Source organism: Staphylococcus sp. Z5-21 (assembly GCF_056529615.1).
In genome coordinates this window covers 2494601-2515026 of the sequence record NZ_CP096462.1, presented here as the reverse complement: position 1 = coordinate 2515026, position 20426 = coordinate 2494601, and the positions used below count along the sequence as shown (strand labels likewise).

Annotated in this window: 19 protein-coding genes; 9 read left to right on the top strand and 10 right to left on the bottom strand. The window is 30.8% G+C overall.

Annotation, left to right across the window (positions count from 1 at the left end; all coding sequences use genetic code 11):
- The 5 genes from hxlA to M1D64_RS12595 all read right to left on the bottom strand — a co-directional run bounded on the left by hxlA (nt 1) and on the right by M1D64_RS12595 (nt 3298).
- On the bottom strand, nt 1–633 hold the full coding sequence (gene hxlA / locus M1D64_RS12615; RefSeq protein WP_069821667.1) for a 3-hexulose-6-phosphate synthase: 633 nt from the start codon (nt 631–633) through the stop codon (nt 1–3).
- A gap of 478 nt (nt 634–1111) precedes the next feature.
- Nucleotides 1112–1786 (bottom strand): IS6-like element IS257 family transposase, encoded by a 675-nt coding sequence (locus M1D64_RS12610; protein ID WP_001105999.1) that lies wholly within the window; start codon nt 1784–1786, stop codon nt 1112–1114.
- Nucleotides 1787–1983: 197 nt separating this feature from the next.
- Nucleotides 1984–2079: a type I toxin-antitoxin system Fst family toxin gene (locus M1D64_RS12605; protein WP_002510758.1), complete on the bottom strand. Its 96-nt coding sequence runs from the start codon at nt 2077–2079 to the stop codon at nt 1984–1986.
- 227 nt (nt 2080–2306) lie between these two features.
- Nucleotides 2307–2543: a hypothetical protein gene (locus tag M1D64_RS12600; protein ID WP_040138588.1), complete on the bottom strand. Its 237-nt coding sequence runs from the start codon at nt 2541–2543 to the stop codon at nt 2307–2309.
- Between the two features lie 17 nt (nt 2544–2560).
- Complete coding sequence (locus tag M1D64_RS12595) at nt 2561–3298, bottom strand: SDR family oxidoreductase (RefSeq protein ID WP_040138587.1); 738 nt, start codon at nt 3296–3298, stop codon at nt 2561–2563.
- A 406-nt stretch (nt 3299–3704) separates the two neighbouring features.
- Here M1D64_RS12595 and M1D64_RS12590 point away from each other — a divergent pair, with 406 nt between their 5' ends.
- The 3 genes from M1D64_RS12590 (at nt 3705) to M1D64_RS12580 (ending at nt 6716) form a co-directional block, all read left to right on the top strand.
- A complete protein-coding gene (locus tag M1D64_RS12590; RefSeq protein WP_041080858.1) occupies nt 3705–4274 on the top strand; it encodes an RNA polymerase sigma factor in 570 nt (189 codons plus the stop codon).
- A complete protein-coding gene (locus M1D64_RS12585; protein ID WP_041080859.1) occupies nt 4264–5082 on the top strand; it encodes an anti-sigma factor in 819 nt (272 codons plus the stop codon). Before M1D64_RS12590 ends, M1D64_RS12585 begins: the two co-directional genes overlap by 11 nt.
- Nucleotides 5083–5240: 158 nt before the next feature.
- The gene (locus tag M1D64_RS12580; RefSeq protein WP_069821793.1) at nt 5241–6716 is read left to right on the top strand and encodes a Mur ligase family protein; all 1476 of its coding nucleotides are present in this window, start codon (nt 5241–5243) and stop codon (nt 6714–6716) included.
- A 136-nt stretch (nt 6717–6852) separates the two neighbouring features.
- Here M1D64_RS12580 and isaB (M1D64_RS12575) read toward each other — a convergent pair whose 3' ends face one another.
- The 3 genes from isaB (M1D64_RS12575) to M1D64_RS12565 form a co-directional block, all read right to left on the bottom strand.
- Complete coding sequence (isaB, locus tag M1D64_RS12575; RefSeq protein WP_480977508.1) at nt 6853–7752, bottom strand: immunodominant staphylococcal antigen IsaB family protein; 900 nt, start codon at nt 7750–7752, stop codon at nt 6853–6855.
- A 321-nt stretch (nt 7753–8073) separates the two neighbouring features.
- Nucleotides 8074–8688, bottom strand: coding sequence for a M15 family metallopeptidase (locus M1D64_RS12570; protein ID WP_069821790.1), 615 nt, complete (start codon nt 8686–8688; stop codon nt 8074–8076).
- A gap of 4 nt (nt 8689–8692) precedes the next feature.
- Nucleotides 8693–9124 carry a tryptophan-rich sensory protein gene (locus M1D64_RS12565; RefSeq protein ID WP_181711034.1) on the bottom strand — a complete coding sequence of 144 codons (432 nt, stop codon included), beginning with the start codon at nt 9122–9124 and terminating at the stop codon, nt 8693–8695.
- A 680-nt stretch (nt 9125–9804) separates the two neighbouring features.
- Here M1D64_RS12565 and M1D64_RS12560 point away from each other — a divergent pair.
- Entirely contained in the window at nt 9805–10479 is a 675-nt protein-coding gene (locus M1D64_RS12560; protein ID WP_115338737.1) for an IS6-like element IS257 family transposase, read from the top strand.
- 91 nt (nt 10480–10570) lie between these two features.
- Here M1D64_RS12560 and M1D64_RS12555 read toward each other — a convergent pair whose 3' ends face one another.
- Nucleotides 10571–11914, bottom strand: coding sequence for a dihydrolipoyl dehydrogenase family protein (locus tag M1D64_RS12555; protein ID WP_041080866.1), 1344 nt, complete (start codon nt 11912–11914; stop codon nt 10571–10573).
- The gene (locus M1D64_RS12550) at nt 11901–12359 is read right to left on the bottom strand and encodes a MarR family winged helix-turn-helix transcriptional regulator (protein ID WP_041080868.1); all 459 of its coding nucleotides are present in this window, start codon (nt 12357–12359) and stop codon (nt 11901–11903) included. Before M1D64_RS12550 ends, M1D64_RS12555 begins: the two co-directional genes overlap by 14 nt.
- 304 nt (nt 12360–12663) lie before the next feature.
- On the opposite strand from M1D64_RS12550, the gene M1D64_RS12545 reads away from it, so the two are divergent.
- From M1D64_RS12545 to M1D64_RS12525, 5 genes are all read left to right on the top strand, one after another.
- The gene (locus tag M1D64_RS12545; RefSeq protein WP_069821678.1) at nt 12664–13677 is read left to right on the top strand and encodes a zinc-dependent alcohol dehydrogenase family protein; all 1014 of its coding nucleotides are present in this window, start codon (nt 12664–12666) and stop codon (nt 13675–13677) included.
- Nucleotides 13678–13927: 250 nt separating this feature from the next.
- Entirely contained in the window at nt 13928–14536 is a 609-nt protein-coding gene (locus M1D64_RS12540; RefSeq protein ID WP_002484385.1) for a recombinase family protein, read from the top strand.
- 367 nt (nt 14537–14903) lie between these two features.
- Nucleotides 14904–15476: an immunodominant staphylococcal antigen IsaB family protein gene (gene isaB / locus M1D64_RS12535; protein WP_069821679.1), complete on the top strand. Its 573-nt coding sequence runs from the start codon at nt 14904–14906 to the stop codon at nt 15474–15476.
- Between the two features lie 415 nt (nt 15477–15891).
- Nucleotides 15892–17883: a catalase gene (locus M1D64_RS12530; RefSeq protein ID WP_041080871.1), complete on the top strand. Its 1992-nt coding sequence runs from the start codon at nt 15892–15894 to the stop codon at nt 17881–17883.
- A gap of 375 nt (nt 17884–18258) precedes the next feature.
- A complete protein-coding gene (locus tag M1D64_RS12525; RefSeq protein WP_069821680.1) occupies nt 18259–20358 on the top strand; it encodes an AAA family ATPase in 2100 nt (699 codons plus the stop codon).
- Nucleotides 20359–20426 lie beyond the last annotated feature (68 nt).

Below are 20426 nucleotides of genomic sequence, written 5' to 3'. Positions count from 1 at the left end.
TTATTTTCCTTCAATCGCAGCTCTACATTGTTTAGCAGCTTCTACAGGGTCATCAGCATTTGCAATGCCCCCACCAACAATAATTAAATCAGGATTTTCTACAACAATATCTTTAATTGTATCTGGTTTAATACCACCTGCAACTGCTACTTTAGAATTACTAATTACAGATTTAACTTTACGTAAACTTTCTAAAGGAGATTGACCTTCAGCTTGTAAGTCATAACCAGTATGAACAGCGATATAATCTGCGCCTAAATCATCTAAATCTTTCGCACGTTTTTCTAAATCTTGTACTGCAATCATATCTACTAATAACTGTTTGCCATGTTTATGTGCTTCATCAACTGCTGCTTTAATTGATGCATCTTCTGCAACGCCTAAAATTGTTACTATGTCTGCACCAAATTTAACTGCTTGGCTTACTTCGTAATCGGCAGCATCCATAATTTTTAAATCTGCTAATACTTTTACACCATCAACATTATCATTTAAATGTTGTACAGCTGGTAATCCTTCATTTATAACAATTGGTGTTCCAATTTCTACGATATCTACATGATCTTTAACTTTATTTGCTAATTCTGCAGCATCCTCTTTATTTAATAAATCAATTGCTAATTGTAATTCCATATGTTACTACCTCCTATATATTATATTATTCATTATGGTATTATTTGCGACAAATAACAATACTGACATTTTTGTCACTATATAAATTAAAGACGTTGTGTTGTTAATTAAATATAATAATAAAGAATTTTATATACCCCAATATTTAGCTTTTCTATAATTGGTAGAAGATGAAAATCACTTTTATCTTCTATCTTTTGCAAATTAATCGTTTAAGATTAAGTGAATTATAAAATAAACTACTCAGCGTATTTTATTAAAAAACTTCAAAAATTAGAGCAAAACAAAATCATTGAAAGAATTGTCTCCCCAGTAGTCCCCTAAAGTAAAATGTAAATTTAGTGAATTAGGATTACACCTTGATAAAGTAGTTTCTTCAATTTTTAGTTGGGGAGATGATTTTCTAGATACAATTAAAAAGGTTCTGTTGCAAAGTAAAAAATATAGCTAACCACTAATTTATCATGTCAGTGTTCGCTTAACTTGCTAGCATGATGCTAATTTCGTGGCATGGCGAAAATCCGTAGATCTGAAGAGACCTGCGGTTCTTTTTATATAGAGCGTAAATACATTCAATACCTTTTAAAGTATTCTTTGCTGTATTGATACTTTGATACCTTGTCTTTCTTACTTTAATATGACGGTGATCTTGCTCAATGAGGTTATTCAGATATTTCGATGTACAATGACAGTCAGGTTTAAGTTTAAAAGCTTTAATTACTTTAGCCATTGCTACCTTCGTTGAAGGTGCCTGATCTGTAATTACCTTTTGAGGTTTACCAAATTGTTTAATGAGACGTTTGATAAACGCATATGCTGAATGATTATCTCGTTGCTTACGCAACCAAATATCTAATGTATGTCCCTCTGCATCAATGGCACGATATAAATAGCTCCATTTTCCTTTTATTTTGATGTACGTCTCATCAATACGCCATTTGTAATAAGCTTTTTTATGCTTTTTCTTCCAAATTCGATATAAAATTGGGGCATATTCTTGAACCCAACGGTAGACCGTTGAATGATGAACGTTTACACCACGTTCCCTTAATATTTCAGATATATCACGATAACTCAATGCATATCTTAGATAGTAGCCAACGGCTACAGTGATAACATCCTTGTTAAATTGTTTATATCTGAAATAGTTCATACAGAAGACTCCTTTTTGTTAAAATTATACTATAAATTCAACTTTGCAACAGAACCTTTAATAGTATATCAATTTAATGATTTTGCATTCCTAACCACTATGATGTTATAATGCAATTAACAAAGATGTCGTGCATGTATGCACCAAATCCCCTAACTATGCCAGTAGTTAGGGGATTTTTTGGTGTGACTAGTCGCCTATTTATCATTGCGTTTGCGTAGCCAGTTCGCAAATAAAGCAACGATGCAACCACTTGCTGCTGTGGTCATGATGTTTACAAAGATGTCGGTCATTGCGTATGCACCTCCTCTCTACGTCAAATTGACGCCAGAGATAGGCGACTCTATTATTATATCATTTGTAAATACATAAGCATATTCACTTCCGATAAGTGAAATTATGTAAAAGCTAAGTATAATAAGATTAACTGTATTCAATAAAAATAGAGTGTACAGAAAAAGATATACTTCATGTACACTCTACACTTAAACTAATTTAAATATCATAATAAGAAAACTATTTAATTTAAATAAAGATATAAGTTTGTAAATTGCTCTTCGTCATTATATTTATCTACAATATCAAAAATATTTTTATCAGTTATCTCAATTTGCTCTTCTTTCAATACGGCAACAATATTAGTAACACTAAAATCACTAACATTTGATTTTATTTTATTATCGTAATACGTTAGTATACTGAATATTTTAACTTTTTGTGATTCGCTATAATTATAATTATCAAGAATATTTTTCATAATTTATCACTTCCCAATTATAGATTTTGACTACTAGGACGAATTATAAATTCATTTACAGATGATTCTTCGGGTTCGTTAATTGCATAATTAATAGCTCTTGCAATAGCATCTGGTTTAATTGCATCTTTGTATACTTCATCTATTCCTTTTTTCATCTCTTTATCGCTAATATGGTCTGTTAATTCAGTATCAATAGCACCTGGAGAAAGAATTGTTGTTCTAATATTTGAACCCACTGCAGCTTCTTCTTGTCTTAATCCTTCAGTTATCGCTCTTACTGCATATTTAGTCCCACTATAAACAGCGCTACCTGGGAAAACAACATGTCCTGCTACAGAAGCTAAATTAATAATATGACCTGATTTTTGTTCTCTCATATAAGGTAATACTGCACCGATACCATATAATACGCCCTTAATATTAACATCAATCATTTGATTCCATTCATCTTGTTTATTCTTTTCTAAAAATGATTGAGGCATAAGACCAGCATTATTAATTAAAACGTCTACGCGTCCAAATTCATTATACGCTGTTTCTATTAATGCGTTTACTTCATTGGCATTAGTTACGTCTGTCTTTTGGATGCAAATATTATTACCTATATTCTTTTGAATTTCTTCCAAGCGATTTAAACGTCTAGCTCCTAAAACAAGTTTAGCTCCATTTTCAGATAGTAAACTCACTGTTTCCTCACCAATGCCACTAGACGCACCAGTTATCACGACCACTTTATCTTTTACATTATTCATTATTTTGCCTCCTTGTTTAATGAAAATATAAGTTTCCCTATATTATCGTTATCAAAACATAGTTAATATTTTCACTATAAATGTCTACAATTAAAATACTTAAAATAATATTTTCATTTTTAGACTACTTATTTTATATTTTTGAATAAGACTCTCATACATTATAAATGTTTAATTGAAATAGCTACATATTCCTGTTAATGATAAAATACTCATTAAGTTCATGCTTAATAGAGCGAGTATCAATTTTATTTTTTAGAGTACACCTAAATATAAAAAATTTATCCACTTTTATACATTATATGAACTTTTTATATTTAAATTACGTATATTTATTGAAAGCTAATAAAATGCATATCGACTGGGTGTCTCTAATTGTTTCATTTTAAAACAAGGAGGGGACAAAATGGTAGATGAAAATGATTTATATAAAATGATAGTAGAAACAAATGATAGTAAAAGTCTAGAAATACTATATGATCGGTACGAGTCGTTATTATTCAATTTGGCTTATAAAATAACACAAGATGTGCAATCTAGTGAAGAAGTTTTACAGGATGTTTTTATGAAAATATGGAATAAAAAGGCAATTTTCAACCCTGAAAAGGGGAAATTATCAACTTGGCTTATTACGTTATGTCGTAATAGATCTATTGATGCTATAAGAAAGAAAAAAATTATAGAGAGTCAATTTGATGAGGATTTTCAAGGTATACAATCTGATAGTCTACCTGAATATGATTTGTTAAGTAAAGAAGTCTCAGAAGAAATCAATAAAAGGATTTCACTTTTAAATAAAGATCAACAAAAAATTATTTCTCTGTTTTATTATAAAGGATTGAGTCAGCAAGAAATTGCAAGTAATTTAAATATACCTTTAGGGACTGTAAAAAGCCGTATGAGACTTTCAATCCAACATTTGAATAACTACTTTAAAAAAACTTTAAGAAGGGAGGATGAAGAAAATGAGAGATAGCAAAGTTGATGAAATATATGATTATTTCAATGATAAATTGAGCGAAAGCGAAAAAGAGCGCGTTGAAGAAGAATTAGATTTTGCACCTGAAAGCTATAAGACTTTGAAAGATATCGAAATTCTTCATGATACACTTCCTTATAAAAATAAGCAGGTTGAAGCTCCGATAGGAATGAAACAAAGAATTTTAGAATCAGTTTTAAATGAAGACAAAACTTCAGGTAAAGATATAAAAAGTGAAAATCAAGAAGAGGATTTTAATTCTACTAATTCAAAAACCAATAACCAATTCCAACAACATATAAATGTATCAACACAGAATAATAAAAATCATAAAAGTGCTGTTATTAAGCGTTTTTATGTAGGTATTATAGCGGCGATGTTGTTGTTATCTCTTATAGGCAATGGCGTCCAATTTTGGGGGAATAAAGAATCAAAAAATCAATCTACTTCAATGATAAACACCGGCGACGCTAAAGTCATCAACCTAAAATCTATGGGTAATGACAAAACGCAAGGTCAAGCCTACCTTTCGAATACGAATAATAAAACAGATAGAAAATTAATAGTTGAAGCCAAAGATATTGAAACTACAAAAGGCAACCAAGTGTACCAAGTCTGGGTATTAAAAGATAATAAAACTTACCCAGCAGGCGCGTTTTCTAGTGAAAACAATAAAGGGATGGTTGTTTTTGACTTGAGTAATATAGACATTGATAAGAATGATAAAATCGCTCTTACATTGGAACCTTCTCCTAATAATACTGAACCTAAAGGACAAATGGTTATGGCGAGTAGTGAGATTTAATCTTATTATTATGATGTTTTTAAATTTATTGAAAAGGATCACAAATTCATGTGATCCTTTTTTTATATTTATACGTATATTTTGTAATTACTTTTTGATAAGTAAATTGAAGTTTTAACTAATATTACAAAATAACTGAAGATGTTGGGTGAAAATTAATGCAAATTACTATTAAAGATATTCTATTATCAATTGAAAAAAACACAATTACAAATACTAAGTGTATTAATTTTAATATGGATAAAATTTGTCAAAAGATTACATCAATGTATCAAGATATACAACAAAATACTATTTTTATGTTGAAAGACTCAGAAAATGCGGCTTATTATGCTCAATGTGCTAATGAAATGAAACCTTTGGTTATGATTACCAACTCCTCTCCAACTAAACTTAATCACCTAGAATTTAACGTTCCTATTGTATATATAAATGATTTTCCTAGCGTAGCCAACAATCTAGTAAAATTATTCTACAGAACAGCCATTGATGGACTAAACTTTATTGCGGTTACAGGGACCAATGGTAAGACAACGACGAGTCATATGATTGGGAATTTATTAACACAGTTGGGTAAAAAGGTTGCTATTATTGGAACGTTAGGGGTGTTTGACTGTAATTATGAAAAGATGAAATTTAATCACACGACTCAAACCACGCCAATGTATTTTGAAATGGGTGAAATTATAGAATATTTTTATTACAAAAATTATGACTATATTGTATACGAAGCAACATCGATAGCTTTAGACCAACAACGTACAGATTTTATTCCGAATGCTTTAGCAGTATTCACTAATTTTAGTCCTGAACATCTCGAATACCATGGTACTATGAATAATTATTTAAAAGCTAAATTGAGATTAAATGATTTGAGCCAATTAAATTTAGTTAATTTAGACACAACTGAATATAACTCTATTGTGAAAGATAAATGGCATTTTTCGAATAAACAGCAAGCCTATTATCAATATAATATCGGTGATAGTCATATTGATATGACAATTGATAAAGATAGGTTTTGTATTAAGCCTAAATTTAAAGGAGGGCATAACTATATTAATTTAGCTACAAGTATTTTTAGTTTGCATAAATTAGGTTTTGATATTAAAGAAATTATTAAAGCTTCGACTGTTATTGGCTCGCCATTACATCGTTTTCAAATTATTGAAATAGAGGATTATACGATTATATTAGATTTTGCACATACAGCTTTAGCCATTAAAGAGTCGATTAATAATGCTTTGCAGTATACTGAAAGTATAGGTAAAAAGCTAAATACAATGGTCACGGGAATAGGTTTAAGAGGTTTTGACAAAATAGGAATGACTGTAGCCGAGTTACCTCAAGGTGTTCATAAGTTGATGCTTGCTGCTGAGCAAGTGGGTTATGAAGATCCTAAAGAAATAACTGAATTTATGATTGGACATTTACCCCGTAGTTATAAGAAGCATAGTGTTTTAAAGTCTTACTCACGAAAAGAAGGAATAAGAGGACTTCTGAATGCAACTGATAAAAATAATGAAGTGATTTTACTTACGGGTATTAATGAGCCACAAAACTATAAAGGGAAAAAATATGATCACGATGATCAGATCTACATTAAAACATTATTGCAAACAGATAAATCTTGAAACATTATGATTATATAAAAAGATGAGAGACTTGCTTCTATAATATATTTTTAAATTAGCATCGACTTTATTTTAATTATTAAACATCATAAAAAAGGACCTCAGTTGAGGTCCTTTTTTATGATGTTATTGAATATTAACTAATCATTACTTTCATTAAATAACCTTGCTTATCGAAAAAGGCTTTGTACATACCGTTGTTTGTTTCGTAAGTCATATATGATCCGTTTTCTATTTGACCTTCATCAGACGTGTGATTAGACATATGCTCTTTCTTGAACATATCTTTACTTACTACATGTTTCTTAGTATCGAAAGTGATATGAACGACTTGTCCATCTTTGTTCATATCCACCATTGTGTCATCCAATTTTTTACTTGTAGCAACGTCTTTATCCGCAGCTGCTGTGTTAACTTTGTATCCATCAATCATAACATTATCGTGTTTTAATGCTCTTACAAAATTATAATCTTGAGTGAAATCACCATCATATGTTGTATAACCCGTATAATTATAATAAGGCATCATTGCTTGTTGGTTCATGTTATCCATATTATGGTTCATAGACATATCTTTTTGGTTCATATTACCATTCATGTTATCCATATTATGGTTCATAGACATATCTTTTTGGTTCATATTACCATTCATGTTATCCATATTATGGTTCATAGACATATCTTTTTGGTTCATATTACCATTCATGTTGTCCATATTATGGTTCATAGACATATCTTTTTGGTTCATATTACCATTCATATTGTCCATATTATGATTCATAGACATATCTTTTTGGTTCATATTACCATTCATATTGTCCATATTATGATTCATAGACATATCTTTTTGGTTCATATTACCATTCATATTGTCCATATTATGATTCATAGACATATCTTTTTGATTCATATTATTCATGTTGTTATTTATAGTATCGGCATGTGCTGTGTTATATCCACCTGATCCATTACTTGCTCCTAATAGTACACCTGTAGCTAATACTGATGATGAAAATACTAATAATTTGTTATTCATAAATCTTCGCCCCTTTTTAATATTTTTATAAATCATTCGCGTTGCCTGAATTTCGTTAAAGATTAAGCTCAAAACACAATTAGATTCTTTTAATCTTACAAAATACATTTAATATAGATTTGAACAAATCCCCCTTTTTGTTGCTACTCATTAAAACATACGTATTTTTTCATTGTTAAGTTCACTTTTAATAAAAAAAAATTAACTTTATACTTTTTAAGTCATCCTATCATTGATATAAAAATATACAGTGATACTTAAAATCTTTAATTTCACAAATACTGTTTTCAGGTCAACTTAAGTTCCCATATAAAAATTGCTTTAAACTAAATTAAAATATTCTTCAAATGTAAGATTTTCATTTACTATTTTCATGGCATCTTCTTTACCTACATATCTTAAATGCCAAGGTTCATACATAAATTTTGTAATGTCTTCTTTACCTTCAGGGTATCGGATAATAAACCCATAGAAATGTGCGTTATCATGAAGCCACTTGCTTTCTTTTGTAAATTGAAACTGTTCTTTTATTGACTCATCTAATCCGGGAGAGGCAACGTCAAAAGCTAAACCGGTTTGATGTTCAGAATATCCTGGCTCAGCGCTATAAGTTTTCGCTTTTTTCAAACCATCACGACGAACGTACATATTGAATAACCGTATTTGTTTTAAATATGATCGAAAACCACTAATAATAATTAGTTGAAACCCTTGTTTTCGTGCGTCTTTAATCATAAATTTCAAAGCGTTTTTTGCCTTTAATTTTGGAAAAGGTATATAAAATGGACAAACTTTATAATCTCTATTTACAATAATATGATTATTCACATAATATGCGCCATTCCTTTTCACAATAGTATTACATTTTTCTTTTTTCTTTTTTTTAAATGAATAGATTGTAGTAAAAATAGCTACAGCTAGAACGAATTTTTTCATATAATCACCCTTTATATAGTCTTTTATTTAATAACCAAAAATATATATTTAAATATATTTCATAGATAATCCAAGATAAATGTATTCCTAAAAGTAAACGGATAAAATTTTTCTTTTTGATGACTGACTTAATACTCACTATCATAACTAGAAATTGAACTATTTTTATTACAAGTGAAAGAAAAAAGGATTGATGTTTGAAAAAGATTAAATACCAAAAGCTCTGTGCTATTAATTGGGCATTATAAGCTAAAAAGAAATTTTTTTTATAGTATGAATGTGAAAGTGTAAGAGTAACACTCGAAATCATATTAACTATTATCCATATTAAAGGAAGAAACAGACTATTAATAATATATTTATTTTTTTCTAAACGTTCGTATTTTTCTTCGTTATTTTTTATAGAAAAATTAGAAATTTGGAATATAGCAAACAAAGGGTAGCAAAATTTTAATAATAATAATAGTATTTTCAAATAATCATTCCTTTTTAGTATTTAAAGTATACATTATTAACTTAATAATAGTTTATGAAGTATGTGATTCACATACTAATATTTTGATTATTCAATGTTTTATATTTGTTTAACCAACGATATACATAAACTTCAGATAAGTTGAATTATATTGATTAATAGTAAAGATATAAGTGTTGCAATTAAAATATTGAAAATTCCAGCAATTAAAAAGCCTAAACCTATTAAACTAATAACAGCCTCAATAATTGGGGTGTAGTAAGCAACATATACTAATCCTAAGTTTAAATTTATATATTAATCCACCCAAAAATGGAAAAAAAGAGATTTATAGTTCATTAAATTGGCCACTTCTCTGTCTTTCATTTTATTAAAAAACAATAAAGTTATAGGCGTTAATAGTAATAAAATTTCAAAAAATAAATCTGCTTCTAAATTTAGTCATTATATCCATCATTTCTACATTAATAATGAACTATTAAATGTAGAATATTTCCGTTATAATTACATATTTAAGTGCTAAATATATTTATTTTTTAAACTTCTTACATATCTCATCACTTTAACCTTATCTTTATCATTTTCGGTTCTGTTGCAAAGTTGAATTTATAGTATAATTTTAACAAAAAGGAGTCTTCTGTATGAACTATTTCAGATATAAACAATTTAACAAGGATGTTATCACTGTAGCCGTTGGCTACTATCTAAGATATGCATTGAGTTATCGTGATATATCTGAAATATTAAGGGAACGTGGTGTAAACGTTCATCATTCAACGGTCTACCGTTGGGTTCAAGAATATGCCCCAATTTTATATCGAATTTGGAAGAAAAAGTATAAAAAAGCTTATTACAAATGGCGTATTGATGAGACGTACATCAAAATAAAAGGAAAATGGAGCTATTTATATCGTGCCATTGATGCAGAGGGACATACGTTAGATATTTGGTTGCGTAAGCAACGAGATAATCATTCAGCATATGCGTTTATCAAACATCTCATTAAACAATTTGGTAAACCTCAAAAGGTAATTACAGATCAGGCACCTTCAACGAAGGTAGCAATGGCTAAAGTAATTAAAGCTTTTAAACTTAAACCTGACTGTCATTGTACATCGAAATATCTGAATAACCTCATTGAGCAAGATCACCGTCATATTAAAGTAAGAAAGACAAGGTATCAAAGTATCAATACAGCAAAGAATACTTTAAAAGGTATTGAATGTATTTACGCTCTATATAAAAAGAACCGCAGGTCTCTTCAGATCTACGGATTTTCGCCATGCCACGAAATTAGCATCATGCTAGCAAGTTAAGCGAACACTGACATGATAAATTAGTGGTTAGCTATATTTTTTACTTTGCAACAGAACCATAAATATTATTAGTTATTTTATAGCACTCCTTTTATAACATTGCTAATTTTAATTGATCTATAACGCCACTTGATGATCCAGGAAAAGCAAAGATCATTTCATTTAAATCTTGAGCCGTTAATTTTTGGTTTACAATGAAAGTTAATAAATTAACTAAATCTGGTGCATCATCAGCATATATAGCAGCTCCTACTAATTGTTTATCATTATTTAATACAATTGTCATTTCAGCTTCAGTTTCATTTTTGTATTCAAACACCATTTGTTTACCAAAAGGAATATCTATCACTTTATAGTCCTCACTAGTATTAGCTTCATCTACAGAAACTCCAATATTAGACAATCTTGGTAGTGTATATAAAACTGAAGGTATTGCAGGATAGTTAATAGGATTTTTATTCATACCCAAAATATGCGCAGCAATATAGTTAGATTCAAATGTTGCAGTAGGTGTTAATTTAGGAATTACTTTATCTAACACATCACCACTAGCATAAATATTAGGGATATTTGTACGTAAATATTCATCTACCTGTATACCTCGAGTAGTGAAATTAACGCCAGCTTCTTCAAGGCCAATACCGTTGACATTTGGTCTACGTCCAGTAGCATCTAACACATAGTTAGTAGTAATCTCTAATCCTGATTCTGTTGATACAGTATAATTGTCACCTTGCTCTTTAATTACAGTAGTATTTTCATTCATATGGAATTGAACTCCTTCTGCTGCCAATTTGTCCATTAATTTAGCAATATGTGCTGAATAAAAACCTTTGAGCGGTTCATCGTCAACATGAATCATATGAGTTTCTACACCAGATTTAATGGTTATGCTAGCAAATTCAATACTAATAATACCTACACCTATAAATGTGATACTATTTGGCATTTGCTTTAAGGATAAGAAGTCTCTACTATCGTGCGTATATTCAGACCCTTCAATATCTAACTTATTGCTGTGTTGACCTGTTGCAATAACTATGTTTTCAACATAATATTGTTCGCCATCTACTAAGAGGTGATGCTCATCTAATAATTTTCCTGCCCCTTCAATAATATCTATACCTTGTTGTTCAAATAAACCTTTCAAAGTATTTGCCATAGGGTCAATGATTTTATGTTTATAAGACATAAGGTTTTCCCAATTCACTGATAATGCTTCAGTATTTATTATGTTGGGATAGTGTGAAGCTTGCTCTAGTACTTCATAAGGGTTTTCCAATAAAATTTTGGCATTGCACCCATAGTTTGTACAAGTACCTGCTATACGATCTTTTTCGACAATAGCAACCGATTTCCCCGCTTTGTTTAAAGTCAGCGCACCATGCCAAGCTGCGTGTCCACTACCTAAAAATACGACATCATATTGTTTCATTTGAATCATCCTTTGTAATAGTTTTCAACGTTTCTTCTAAATTATCCATAATACTTTTGGCTTTCATATATTCATCTACATCAAATTGTGAAGAAACACATTTAGCAATAGCTTCATGTACTGCTTCTTGCTCATTTAGACCTTTTATCGTTAAAGTTATGATAAGGTTACGTTTATCGCTTTCATCTCTATTTCTTTGAACCCAGCCAGCTTGCTCAAGTCTTTTTAGTAATGGGCTTAGGGTATTGCTTGCTAGATTCAACTTTTTACCAATGGATAATAAAGTTTGAGGGTTTTCTTCCCATAAGGTTAATAGCACTAGATATTGAGAAAAAGTTAAACCGAATTGACTTAATTGCTTTTCATAAAATTTGTTGAATAATTTGTTAACATTATAAGCAGAAAAGCATAGCTGATGTGTCAATTTCATTTCATCATCAATCAATTTAATCACTCCTATTCTCATTAAAGAATAATCAATCGCAAACGATTAATCAATTAAAAAACTTGCAATGAACCACATACTTTTGTTTAATTGATTTCGATTTTAAAAATAGTGCGTAAAACTTATGGCTTCAGGGTATTGTTCAAAAGAGGAATGAACAAGTCATTAAAAATATACGTAAAATAATTGAAAAAAGAAATATAATTTAGTTCTTTTTTCATACTTATATATCGTCGTTTAACGATATGATGATTTGAGTGTTTTGTAAATTTTTCCATAATACTAATAAAAAGGAGTTTTAATAGTGAAAGCATGGCAATTAGAAAATTTTGGTTTAGATAACCTTAAACAAGTTGAACTAGAGAAACCCGAAATTACAGAAGATCAAATTTTAATTAAAGTTAACTCTGTATCACTTAATTATCGAGATACTGCAATTGTCGAAGGTATATATACGCCTGAATTATTAAAATTTCCGTTTATTCCTGTTTCAGATGCTTCAGGAATAGTTGTAGAAATCGGCTCAAAAGTTACCAAATTTAAAAAAGGTGACCGTGTTACCTCACATATGTTTGCCAAATGGCTAGATGGAAAACCTAAAAGCGATGAACAATCACATGCCTTAGGTGCTACAGTAGATGGTGGACTTTCAGAATACATGGTATTGAATGCAAATGCAGCTGTATTCTCTCCTGAAACACTTACAGATAATCAATCGTCAACTTTGCCAGTAGCAGCATTTGTGAATTGGTTCTCATTAGTTGAGTATGGAAATATTAAAGCAGGTGATAAAGTTCTTGTGCAAGGCACAGGTGGCGTTTCTATATTTGCAATTCAAATAGCATCAGCATTAGGAGCAGAAGTTATTGCAACAAGTAGCAGTGACGAAAAATTAGAAAAAGCCAAAGAACTTGGCGCTTCTAAAGTAATCAACTACAAAACGCACCCTGATTGGGAAAAAGAAGTGCAAAAATTAACAAATGGTAAAGGTGTAGAACATATTGTAGAAGTGGTCGGTGGGTCAAGTATTGCTAAATCTATAGATGCTTTAGCTTTTCAAGGGCATATATATGTTATTGGATTTCTTGAAAATATGGAAGCAAATGTTAATTTATTCGCATTACTTGCTAAACAAGCAAGAATCCAAGGTATCAATCTAGGACACCATAGAGCATTTGAAGATTTCAATAAAGCTTTAGATCAAATAAATATAGATCCTGTAATTGATACGGTTTATTCATTTGACCAAGCAAAAGAAGCATATGAACATCAAATGGAAGGCGCGTTTGGTAAAATTGTTATAGATTTTAATAAATAGCCCCTGTTTTCTATATTAATAATTATTTTATGTAATACTTCCTTTATATAAAAGAAGGATTTTTTAATATTAAAATTGTCTAATTTATCAGGTAATATAATTCTCATAGAGCAATTAAAATGAGATAATTAATTGAGAAATTGTGTTTATGTATTTTTAAGGTACACCCTAATCATACAAAGTAAGTTGTTGAAATTATCGCAACTAAAACGTATGATTAGGGTGTATATTAATTATGGAGTGAAAATAAATGATTATAGGTTATGCGAGAGTATCTTCGATAGATCAAAATTTAGAAAGACAGTTGGAAAATTTAAAAACGTTTGGTGCTGAAAAAATATTTACAGAAAAACAGTCTGGGAAATCTATAGAAAACAGACCCGTACTTCAAGAAGTTCTTAATTTTGTAAGAATGGGAGATCGATTCGTTGTGGAGTCAATTGATCGTTTAGGACGTAATTATGATGAAATTATTGAAACTGTGAATTACTTAAAAGAAAAAGACGTTCAGTTAATGATTACAAGTTTACCTATGATGAATGAAGTTATTGGTAATCCATTACTGGATAAGTTTATGAAAGATTTAATCCTTCAAATTTTAGCAATGGTTTCAGAACAAGAAAGAAATGAAAGTAAACGTCGACAAGCACAAGGGATTCAAGTCGCGAAAGACAAAGGAATATATAAAGGCCGACCTTTACTCTATTCGCCGAACGCGAAAGACCCTCAGAAACGTGTTATTTATCATCGCGTGGTGGAAATGTTAGAAGAAGGGCGAGCAATTAGTAAAATTGCCAAAGAAGTTAATATTACAAGACAAACAGTTTATAGAATTAAACATGATAAGGGATTATCTTGATAAATTGATTGTCAATGCAAATGAGAGACTTTCACAGCGTCTCGAAACTCATATTATATGATTGAATTGAAATTTTAATAAAAGAACAAGAAAAAAGAGTCGAGTTTCCCTTGATAATAAATTCATCCTTTCAATTGTGCGATGTGAAGCAACTATACATATAATTGAAATATAAAAGATTTGGTGTAAGATGAAAGTGAAAATATACACTTTGCCGATAGCGTATGCTAAATTTGAGGAGTGATAATTACTAACATTTGTCGTAGTCGCATCGTACTTGAGTTACTTGTTTAAAGCTTGATACATCCGGATATGAATTTAAAGCAACTTTAATCAAAGGTGTTCAAAATTTAAGGAGTGATTGGTTATGCGTAAATTTGGGAAAATATTTTCAGCAACAGTTGTTGTATCTACATTGGTTGCAGGATCATCAGCAACATACATTACGACGAGTGATGCACAAGCAGCAGAACAAGTTCAAAAATGGGGTCATGGTGAAGGTGGGAACGGCGTCAGTACACAAAGTACAAAAGATTCACAATCACAAAAACCATGGTATAACTATGAAGGATATACGACATATGATCCAACATTTACCCTAGATTATAATTTTGTACGCGCAATGAAATATGATAATTTTACGCTCAATGGCTATAAAGCCAATCCAAAAGCTCATCAAACTCATGCTTATACTATAGATTCTTATGGTTCTAAAATAGATTTTAATGAAAACGATGAAGCCATCCAAATGGAATTCAATGCTAAATCCCACACAGTCACTAAAGCACAATTTAAAAAAACGCATGCATCAAATAATAGCACAGAAGAAGGAGAATCGGAGGAAGGTGGTACATTTATACCTTATAGTACTAATGACGGTGCTTACAAAGCTTTCTTTGATAAAGATGGTTATTTAACTCATATACGTATTGGTCAATAAATTGCAGAAATAATCTAATACATGACATTTTACAAAAGTAATCAAGGACACATACATTAGATGTATGTGTCCTTATCTTTAATATATTGTTATATTCATTTGGAGCCCATATATGACTTTTATTCTTTATATATTTCTTCATACATTACGTTTTCAAGTATTTTCACATGCATTATGTATTTTTGACAGAAGTAGGCGCTCAATATGCTTATGATCTTCGTTCACATCATTACATCAATCATAGATAGCTGCACAGTTGCGTATTTTACTTAATATAAAATCATATTATTCAATTGATAATTTTTGATATTACATATCAGGTGTATGGTTAGAATACTTCTAAAAACTTTACACTTAGTTTTTATTTTCCTCATTTGTGGTAAAAAGTAAACGTAAGGCTAAGGAGGAATAAAAATTGAGTAATAAAAAGCAAGAGCAATTAAATGAAGTAAAAAAAGATAATGATGGCAGAGCGATGACGACAAATAACGGGGTAAAAGTGAGTGAAGACGAAAATACGTTAACTGTTGGGGAGCGTGGTCCTAGCTTATTAGAAGATTTTCATTTTAGAGAAAAAATAATGCACTTTGACCATGAACGTATTCCAGAACGTATTGTACATGCTCGGGGCTTTGGTGCACATGGCGAATTCCAAGTATATGAAGACTTATCAGAATACACTTCAGCAGATTTTTTAACTCATCCCGAAAAAACAACTCCCGTATTCGTTAGATTTTCCACTGTTCAAGGTTCAAAAGGTTCTCCTGATACTGTAAGAGATGTACGCGGATTTGCGACTAAATTTTATACAGAGGATGGTATTTTTGATTTAGTAGGTAATGACATTCCAGTATTCTTTATCCAAGATGCGATTAAATTTCCAGATTTAATTCATGCAGTTAAACCAGAACCACATAACGAAATGCCTCAAGGTGGTACAGCACATGATACATTTTGGGACTTTTTCGCACAGAACCCTGAATCTACGCATACAACAGTCTGGGCAATGAGTGATCGAGGTATACCTAAAAACTTCAGACAAATTGAAGGTTTCGGTATTCATACATTCCGTCTAGTAAATAGTGAAGGACAATCATATTTTGTAAAATTCCATTGGAAACCACTTCAAGGCTTAGAAAGCTTAGTATGGGATGAAGCGCAAATATTACATGGTAAAGATATTGACTTCCATCGTAAGGACCTTTATGAATCTATTGAAAAAGGAGACTATCCTGAATGGGAATTAGCTTTACAAATCATTCGACCAGAACAAGAATTTGATTTTGATTTCGACATTTTAGATCCAACTAAAATCTGGCCAGAAGATCAAGTTCCAATTAAAAAAGTTGGTAAAATGACACTTAATCAAAATGTAACCAACGTTTTTGATGAAACCGAACAAGCTGCATTCCACCCAGGACATATTGTGCCTGGTATTGATTTCTCTAATGATCCATTATTACAAGGTCGTTTATTCTCATATACTGATACTCAAATTTCTAGATTAGGTGGTCCAAACTTTAATCAAATTCCAATTAACCGACCTGTAAATGAAGTACACAATAACCAAAGAGATGCGATGCATCAAATGAACGTTAACAAAGGTCAAGTTGCTTATCATAAAAATGGGCTTAATAATAACGAGCCTCATACGACATCGAAAGAAGAAGGCGGTTATGAACATTACCAAGAAAAAGTAGAAGGACGTAAAATTCAAAAACGTAGTGAAAGCTTTAAAGATTATTACAGTCAAGCTAAGCTCTATTTAAATAGTCTAACTCAAGATGAGTTTAATCACACAGTTGATGGGTTTTCATTTGAAATAGGTATGTGTGATTCAATTATGGTTAAACAAAATGCTGTTAACCAGTTAAACAAAGTAGATCGCACATTAGCTGAACGTGTTGCTAAAAATGTGGGTGTAGATGTACCTTCTGAAAATGAAGAAGTATCATCTGAAGCTAAAGATAGTCAATTGACAATGGAAAAATATGATATACCATTACAAGGGCATTCTGTAGCAGTTGTAATAAACGGAAATATTAGTGAGGATACGTTAAAAGCATATGCTGAAACATTTATCGAAAACAAATTAAACTACGCATTTGTGGGGCAACATCCTAAAAAAATATCAGAAGACTTTGGTATAACAGAAACGTATAATACTGCTCATCCAACATTATTTGATAGTTTAATTGTATTGTCAGATGGCACTGATATAAATCCAAATGCCGAGGCTTTCGCGGAACTCAATTACAAGCATGGTAAACCTCTAGTTGTTAATTCAGCTGTTGCAAAAGGCCTATCTGACGCTAAAATAAATTTAGAAGCACCTGGTGTTTTCATTTCAGATAAACCTCAGGTTATTATTCAAGCATTTAAAAAAGTCAGATATTGGGATAGATAATAAATTTTGAATTAACAAAAGTATTAAAAACCCCCAATCTATGGTTGTAGATTGGGGGTTTCGTCATCTCATTTTCACTGTTTATGAAAACCAACTCTTTTAAAAAGAGATGGTTTAAAAATTTTGTTTCATTAATGAACAATTTTGATTCTTTAATCTAGACAGTTATAAAAAGTAATTTTTTTAATATGTTTAACAATATACTATAAGCGGAATAATACATGTAGGGATTTAAATTTAATTAGCAATTGGCATTAAAGAATTATCTTTACACATATAATAAATTAATTAATTAATTCATTTATTATTGATTCGAAGCATTCATGATTTAATTGTTGTCTTAAGTATTTCTAAAATTTCTTAGAGGTGATATGTATGAGTAATGGATTTTTCAATGATGATTTTGATTCAATTTTCAGAAAAATATTCCAAGATATGCAAGAATCTGTTAATAATGGTAATAAAAAATATTATATCAATGGTAAAGAGGTTTCTCCCGAACAATTAGCCCAATTACGACAACAGCAACAACAAGGCGGAAATTTTGCTGAGCAAAGTGCGCGTGCATTTCAACAATCTAGCACTCAAGGACAAAATGATGAAAGTAATTATTTGGAACAAATTGGGCGCAATTTAACACAAGAAGCACGTGATGATTTATTAGATCCAGTAATTGGTCGTGATAAAGAAATTCAAGAAACTGCTGAAGTCTTAAGTAGACGTACTAAAAACAACCCTATTTTAGTTGGTGAAGCTGGTGTAGGTAAAACAGCTATTGTTGAAGGTTTAGCACAAGCCATTGTTAAAGGTAACGTACCAGCATCTATTAAAGATAGTGAAGTCATCTCAGTAGATATTTCTTCCTTAGAAGCTGGCACACAATATCGTGGCGCTTTTGAAGAAAATATCCAAAAATTAGTTGAAGCTGTTAAAGAAGCGAAAAATGTTGTATTATTCTTTGACGAAATTCATCAAATTATTGGTTCAGGTTCAACTGGCGGTGATTCTGGTAGTAAAGGGTTATCAGATATAATTAAACCTGCATTAAGCCGTGGTGAATTTTCAATTATTGGTGCAACTACACAAGATGAATATCGGAATAATATTTTAAAAGATGCTGCATTAGCACGTCGTTTTAATGAAGTACTTGTTAATGAACCAAGTCCTGATGACACTTTTAATATTTTAAAAGGTCTCCGTGAAAAATTTGAAGAACACCACCATGTTGAATTACCAGATGACGTATTAAAAGCTTGTGTAGATTTATCAATTCAATATATTCCACAACGTTTATTGCCAGATAAAGCTATTGACGTACTAGATATTACTGCAGCTCACTTGTCAGCACAAAGTCCTGCAGTAGATAAAGTAGAAATTGAAAACCGCATTACACAATTACAAGATGATAAAAGTAAAGCCGTGAGTAACGAAGAGTATAAAGAAGCTGACAAATTCCAAAAAGAAATTAAAGAACTAGAAGATAAACTAGAAAACAACAATGGCAAAAACAATACTAAAGCTACTGTAAAAGACGTGTCTGACTCAATAGAACGTTTAACTGGTATTCCTGTATCTCAAATGGATGCAAGTGATATCGAAAGATTGAAAAAAATCAATAAGCGCTTAAAAGATAAAATTATTGGTCAAGATAAAGCTGTTGACCTTGTTTCTCGTGCAATTCGTCGTAATCGTGCTGGATTCGATGAAGGAAACCGCCCAATTGGTAGCTTCCTTTTCGTAGGCCCTACAGGTGTAGGTAAGTCAGAACTTGCAAAGCAGTTAGCGATTGATTTGTTCGGTAACAAAGAGACGTTAATTCGCTTAGATATGAGTGAATATAGTGACCAAACTGCCGTATCTAAAATGATCGGAACAACTGCTGGTTATGTAGGTTATGATGATAATTCAAACACATTAACAGAGAAAGTTAGACGTAATCCATATTCAGTTATCTTATTTGATGAAATTGAAAAAGCCAATCCACAAATCTTAACTTTATTATTACAAGTTATGGATGATGGTCACTTAACAGATGGTCAAGGTAATGTCATTAACTTTAAAAACACAATTATTATTTGTACTTCTAATGCTGGCTTTGGTGACGGAAATGAAGAATTTAATGATATTATGGATGAAATGAAAAAATTCTTCCGCCCTGAATTCCTCAACCGTTTCAATGGTATCGTTAAATTCGAACATTTAGATAAAGATGCATTACAAGACATCGTGAACTTATTATTAGAAGATGTTCAAAAAACATTAGATAAAAAGGGAATCACAATAAACGTTACACAAGATGTCAAAGATTGGCTGATTGACAAAGGCTACGACAAAGAAATGGGTGCGCGTCCGTTACGTCGTGTTGTTGAACAAGAAGTACGCGACAAAATCACAGATTACTACTTAGATCATACAGAAGTAAAACATGTAGATATCGTACTTGAAAATGATGAAGTCATAGTTAAAGGTAAATAAACTGTTACACTAAGCACAGGAATCTATATTAAAAAAGAGTCTGGCACGTGAATACAAAAAACGCCAGC